Origin of the sequence: Streptomyces sp. NPDC006430 (genome assembly GCF_040612395.1) — a bacterium.
Classification (GTDB): Bacteria; Actinomycetota; Actinomycetes; order Streptomycetales; family Streptomycetaceae; genus Streptomyces.
Genome location: NZ_JBEXQA010000075.1, coordinates 1 through 6929, shown reverse-complemented (window position 1 = coordinate 6929; position 6929 = coordinate 1). Strand labels below are relative to the sequence as shown.

General features: G+C 69.8%; 1 protein-coding gene. It reads right to left on the bottom strand.

Annotated features, from left to right (window positions below; genetic code table 11):
- Positions 1-6863, bottom strand: a 6863-nt coding sequence (locus ABZZ20_RS36410; protein ID WP_356877275.1) for an amino acid adenylation domain-containing protein, incomplete at its 3' end; no start/stop codon positions are given.
- Positions 6864-6929 lie beyond the last annotated feature (66 nt).

The window sequence follows — 6929 nt, the reverse complement described above, 5'->3', positions numbered from 1 at the left end:
TCCACCCCGCCACGCGCCTGCACAACGAAGTCACGGAACGGCAACGCCTCCGGCAGCTCCGCGCCCCGCCCCGCAACGAACTCCTCCACCTCACCGAGGATCACCTCCATCGCGGTGTGGTCCTGAATCATGTGGTGCATGCGCAGCAGTGCCAGCCACCGGCCGTCCGGCGCAGCAGCTGTGTGCATCCGAATCAGCGGGGCCCGGTCCAGGTTCATGGAGAGGCCGACCTGGGCGACCAACTCGCCTACCGGGTCCGTGCTCAGGGGGTCGAGTTCAACTCCTTCGACGAGGAGTCGGGCGTGCCGCCACACCACCTGTACCGGCTCGTACAGGCCGTTCCACACGATCCCGGTTCGGTAGATGTCATGCCGGTCCACGACCCGCTGCAACGCATCGACAAACGCATCCAGCCGTACCCGCGAGTCGAACTCCACGACCATCGGCGTCACATACGCGTCCTCACCACCATCCGCGAGCAGGTGGTGGAAGAGGAGACCTTCCTGCAACGGTGCCAGCGGATAGATGTCGGCGACGTTGGCCGCGCCACCGTCCACGGTCGCAACGATCCGCTCGATCTCCTCGGCGGTCAGGTCGACCAACGGGAGCATGTCGGGCGTGATCGCCCGCGCGCCCTCCGGAATGGCATTCGGCGGAACGACAACGCTCTCCGCGCCGGACGCCTCAGCCGCAATACCGGCCACCGTCGGAGTCTGGAACAACGTCCGCACCGACACCGATATCCCTCGACTACGCAGGACCTCCACCAGCCGGATCGCAAGGAGGGAGTGACCGCCCAGAGCGAAGAAGCTGTCGTCGACGCCGACGCTGTCCACGCCGAGGACCTCGGCGAACACGGCGCACAGGATCTCCTCGCGGACCGTGGAGGGACCACGGCCGGAACCGGTGGTGTACTCCGGTCCCGGCAGGGCCTTACGGTCCAGCTTCCCGTTCACCGTCAACGGCAGCACGTCCAGGACCACGACCGCCGACGGCACCATGTACTCCGGCAGCCGACCGGCCACGAACTGAGCAAGTTCCAACGGCAGTTCGCCATCGCGGCCCTCGCCGGCGGGGACCACGTAGGCGACCAGACGCTTGTCACCCGCAACGTCCTCACGGGCGATCACCGCCACCTGAGCCACCGACGCATGCGCGGCGACAACAGCCTGGACCTCACCCGGCTCGATACGGAACCCGCGGATCTTGACCTGCTCATCCGCCCGGCCCAGATACTCCAACTGGCCCTCGAAACTCCAGCGCACCAGGTCGCCGGTGCGATAGAGCCGCTGACCGGCCGTACCGAACGGGCTGGCCACGAAACGCTCCGCCGTCAGACCAGCCCGGCCCACATAACCACGCGCCAGACCCGCACCCGCCACATACAGCTCACCAACCACACCCGGCGCCACCGGACACAGCCACCGGTCAAGCACGTACACACGGGTGTTGGGAATCGGTGAGCCGATGTACGGCACGTCACCGGCCGCCAGCGGCTGCGACATCGACACACACACCGTCGCCTCGGTCGGACCGTAGGCGTTCACCAGCCGCCGGCCGGCCCCCCACGCAGCCACCAGCTCCGAAGCCAGCGCCTCACCCGCCGACACCACCGCCGACAGCGACGGCACGTCCCGCGGATCCACCACGCCCAGCACGGCGGGCGGCAACGTCGCATGCGTCACCCCGTGCCGCGCGACCAACTCGACCAGACCGGCCCCCGGCACCAGCGCCTCCGCCGGCGCCACCACCAGCCGAGCCCCTGCACACAACGCCACCCAGATCTCTGCAGAGGCAGCATCGAACCCAACCGACGCGAACTGCAGCACCCGGCTCGCACCATCCACCGCGAACCGCTCCGCCTGCGCTCCCACCAGCGACCCGATACCGACGTGCGTGACCACCACGCCCTTGGGCCGACCCGTCGACCCCGACGTGTAAATCACCCACGCCGGATGCGCCGCCAGCAGCACTCCGCCACGGTCCGCATCCGACAACGGCGTGTCGACCAGGGCCTCCAACTCGCCGTACACAGCGGGCGCGTCCAGCGTAATTCGAGCCACACCCTGCGGCAGCGCACCCTGCGACGCCTCAGAGGTCATCACGCACAGCGCACCGGCATCCACGAGCATGAACTCCACCCGCTCGGCGGGATAGGCCGGGTCGATGGGCAGATACGCAGCCCCCGCCTTCGTCACCGCCAGCAGTGCCACCACCAGATCGATGCCGCGCTCCAGGCACACGCCCACCACGGACTCCGGACCCACGCCCCGGCCGACCAGCAGCCGCGCCAGACGATTCGCACGCGCATCCAACTCCGCATACGACACCTCAAAGCCGTCGGCCACAACCGCAACAGCATCCGGCGTCCGCGCCACCTGCGCCTCGAACAACTCCGGAATCGTCCCCGCCGGCACCTCAGCCGCTGTCCCGCTCCACTCCGCCAACAGCCGACGGCGCTCAACCTCACCCAGCACATCAACACCACTGAGCAGCCGGTCCGGATCGTTGGCGACCGTCTCAAGGACGAGGGCAAGACGCCCTGCGAGCCGTTCGACGGTGGCGGGCTCGAAGAGGTCCGCGGCTGCAATCAGCACACCGCGCAGCCCCGCCGGGGCGCCCTGTGCGTCGAAGGTCTCACCCACGCTCACGTCCAGGTCGAACTTCGCCACCGTGGTGCCTTGGGCGTCTGCCTCCGCGGCTCCTTCGGTGCGCATGCCGGACAGGTCCAGGACCGCCTCGGCGTTGTTCTGCACCGCGAGGGTCACCTGGAACAGCGGGTGCCGGGCCAGCGAGCGGGTCGGGGCGAGTTCCTCGACCAGGCGCTCGAACGGCACGTCCTGGTGGGCGAACGCGGACAGGCTGGACTCCCGTACCCGGGAAAGGAGCTCGCGGAACGTGGGGCTCCCCGTCAGGTCCGTGCGCAGCACCAGCGTGTTGACGAAGAAGCCGACCAGGTCGTCGAGGGCTTCGTCGGTGCGTCCAGCGTTCACCGAGCCGATGGGGATGTCGGTACCTGCGCCCAGGTTCGACAGGAGTACCGCAAGCGCGGCCTGAAGTGCCATGGCCACCGTCACGCCCTCGGCGCGGGTTACCTCCGCCAAGCGGGCGTGGACCTCCGCCGGAATCTCCAGTGGCACGAGGTGCCCCTGGTAACTGGCGACCGCGGGGCGCTGGTGGTCGAAGGGCAACTCCAGCTCCTCCGGTGCACCGGCAAGGGCCTTGCGCCAGTAGGCGACCTGGCGGGAGATCCGGCTCTCCGGGTCCTGGTCGTCGCCGAGGAGTTCGCGCTGCCACAGCGCGTAGTCCGCGTACTGCACCGGCAGCGGCTCCCACTCCGGAGCCCGACCCGCACAACGCGCCTCGTACGCCACCGACACATCCCGCGCCAGGGGCCGGGTCGACCAGCCGTCGCCGGCAATGTGGTGGATGGTCACCACGACCACGTGCTCCTCGGATCCGGCCGAGAACAGCCAAGCACGGAAAGGCACTTCGGCCGAGAGGTCGAATGCATACCGCGTGGCACCGTCGATCGCCTCGGCCAGCCCTACCTCCGGCACCTCGGCCACGTGCAGGGCCCACTCCAGGTCCTCGAGGTCGAGGATGCGCTGGTAGGGCTCGCCGTCTGCGGTCGCGAAGACCGTTCGCAGCACCTCGTGGCGACCGATCACGTCCCGCAGGGCGGCGTTCAGCGCGGCGGCGTCCACCACGCCGTTGAGGCGCACGGTAATCGGGATGTTGTAGGTGGGGCTCGGCCCCTCCAGCTCGCCGATGAACCACAGGCGGCGCTGCGCGAACGACAGCGGCACCCGCTCCGGACGCTCCTGCGCCATCAGCGCTGTCCGGGCCCCGTCGGCCTCGTCGATGCAGGCCGCAAGTCCGGCCACCGTCGGCGCCTCGAACAGGACTCGGATCTCCAGTTCCACGCCGAGCACTACCCTGATGCGGCTGACGAGGCGCACGGCGAGCAGGGAATGACCGCCCAAGTCGAAGAAGTCGTCGTCGACCCCCACCCGGTCCAGGCCGAGGACTTCGGCGAACGCGGCGCAGAGGATCTCCTCACGGGCGTTGGCAGGCCCGCGGCCCACACGCGCCGCAGCGCCGTCCGGGGCGGGCAGGGCCTTGCGGTCCAGCTTGCCGTTGCCTGTCAGCGGCAGCCCGTCGAGGACCACCACTGCCGAGGGCACCATGTGCTCCGGCAGGCGCTGCGCGGCGAACTTGCGGATCGTCGCGGGCAGGCCCGGGTCCTGTGCGGTCTCCGGATCATCGGCCACGACGTAAGCGACGAGACGCCGGTCGCCGGGGACGTCCTCGCGGGCGATCACCACTGCCTGACCCACCAACGGGTGCGCAGCCAGAGCCGACTGGACCTCACCGGGCTCGATGCGGAAACCGCGGATCTTCACCTGCTCGTCGGTGCGGCCCAGGAACACCACCTGGCCGTCACCTGTCCACCGCGCACGGTCACCGGTGCGGTACATCCGCTCGCCGGCCGTGCCGAACGGGCATGCGACGAACCGCTCCGCGGTCAGACCGGGGCGGCGCACATAGCCGCGCGCGAGCTGGGTGCCCGCGATGTACAGCTCGCCGACGACGCCCGGCGCGACCGGGCGCAGCGCGGCGTCGAGCACGTACAGGCGGGTGTTGCCGACCGGTGCTCCGACCGGCACCACTCCGTCGGCCACCCGCTCCGCGGTCAGGTGCCTGGTGGCGACGCCGATCGTGGTCTCGGTAGGGCCGTAGTGGTTGAACACGGCACGCTCGCCCGCGACCGACACCAGTTCTCGCACCCAGGCGGGAGAGGCCGCTTCACCGCCGAGGACCAGGGACTTGGCGGGCAGCACCGCGCTCAGGTCCCCGGCCGCGCCGAGGGCCGCGAGGTGGGACGGGACCGCCTTGAGGTGGTCGATGCGGTGCTCGGCCAGGTACCGGCTGACAGCCGCCGGGTCGGTGACCGCGCCCTCGTCCAGGACGTGCAGTTCACCACCAGTGGTCAGGCTGGCGAACACCACGGTGTTGCCGAGGTCGGTGGCCTGCGCCTGGAGCAGGGCATACCTGTCCCCCGGGGCACCGAATCCGACCCCGGCCGGCACGGTGGCGACGTAGTTTGCCAGGGAACCGTGCGTGATCGCGACACCCTTGGGGCGACCCGTCGACCCCGAGGTATAGATCACGTACGCGAGCCCGTCCGCCACCACATCCGTCTGCCGCGCTATGGCGGCGCACGCGCCGATCGCGCCGGCGACCTCAGGAGCGTCCAAAGCGAGCACGGACGGTGCCTGGGCCGCGGGGCCATCCAGCAGGGCACAGGTGGTCAGGAGCGTCACGGCCCCGCTGTCCGCCTGCATGAACGCCACGCGCTCGGCGGGTTGCCCCGGGTCCACGGGAAGGTAGCCGGCACCGGCCTTCCACACCGCCAGGATCGCGGCGATGGTCTCCACGCCACGCGGCAGACACAGACCCACCACCGACTCCGCACCAACACCCTGACCCACCAGGTAATGCGCAAGGCGATTGGCGCGTGCGTCCAAATCCGCGTACGACACCTCCGTACCGTCGGCCACGACCGCCACCGCATCCGGCGTCCGTGCCACCTGGGCCTCGAACAACCCCGCCACAGTGACCGCAACCGCCTCGGAGTCGGTGTCGTTCCACTCCACCAGGACCCGCTGGCGCTCCCCCTCGTCGAGGACATCCACGGCACTCAGCCGCATGCGCGGATCGCCGACCACAGCATCAAGGACGCGCGCGAAGCGCGTAGCGAGCTGTTTGGCGGTGCCGATCTCGAACAGGTCAGTTGCAGCGGTCAGCCCACCACGCAGCCCCGCGGGGGCACCTTGCGCGTCGAAGGTCTCCTCGACGCTCAGGGACAGATCGAACTTCGCAGCCGAAGCTCCGGCTTTGAGTTCCTCATCCACCTCGGTGACCCGGACACCCGGCAGGTCAAGGGCGACCCCGGCGTTGTTCTGCAGGGTCAGCATCACCTGGAACAGGGGGTGGATTGCAAGTGAGCGGGGCGGTGCCAGCTCCTCCACCAGTCGCTCGAAGGGCACGTCCTGGTGGGCGAACCCGGACAGGCCCGTCTCCCGCACACGGCCGAGGACTTCGGTGAACGTTGGGTCGCCGGACAGGTCGGTGCGCAGCACGAGGGTGTTGACGAAGAAGCCGACCAGGTCATTGAGGGCCACATCGGTACGCCCGGCATTCGCCGACCCGATCGGGATGTCAGTGCCCGCACCCAACCGGCACAGCAGCACCGCGAGAGCAGCCTGCAGCACCATGAACGGCGTCACGCCCTCGACGCGGGCCAGCTCCGCCAGACGCGCATGCACCTCCGCTGGGATCTCCAGCGGCACCCGGTGCCCCTGGTACCCGGCGATCGCGGGACGCGGGTGGTCGAAGGGAAGCCTTAGCTCCTCCGGCGCCCCGGCCAACGCGGCCCGCCAATAGGCAACTTGGCGGGAAAGCACGCTGTCCGGGTCGTTCTCGTCGCCGAGGAGTTCGCGCTGCCACAGCGCGTAGTCGGCGTACTGCACCGGCAGCGGCTCCCACTCCGGAGCCCGACCCGCACAACGCGCCTCGTAGGCAGCAGCGAGGTCACGGGCGAGTGGCCCGGACGACCAGCCGTCACTTGCGATGTGGTGTACCACCACGAGGAGGACGTGCTCGTCGACCCCGGTCGTGAACAGCCAAGCACGGACCGGGACTTCGGACGACAGGTCGAAGGACTGCGATGCAGCCCCGACGACCGCCTCAGTGAGGCCGCCGGTTGGCCCGTCTGCGGTGGACAGGTCGACGGCCTGGAGCTGCCACGCAACGTCCGGAAGGTCGAGAACCCGCTGGTACGGCTCGCCATCGGCCATCCCGAACACCGTGCGCAGCACCTCGTGACGGCCAATCACATCCCGCAGCGCGGCATCGAGCGCCCG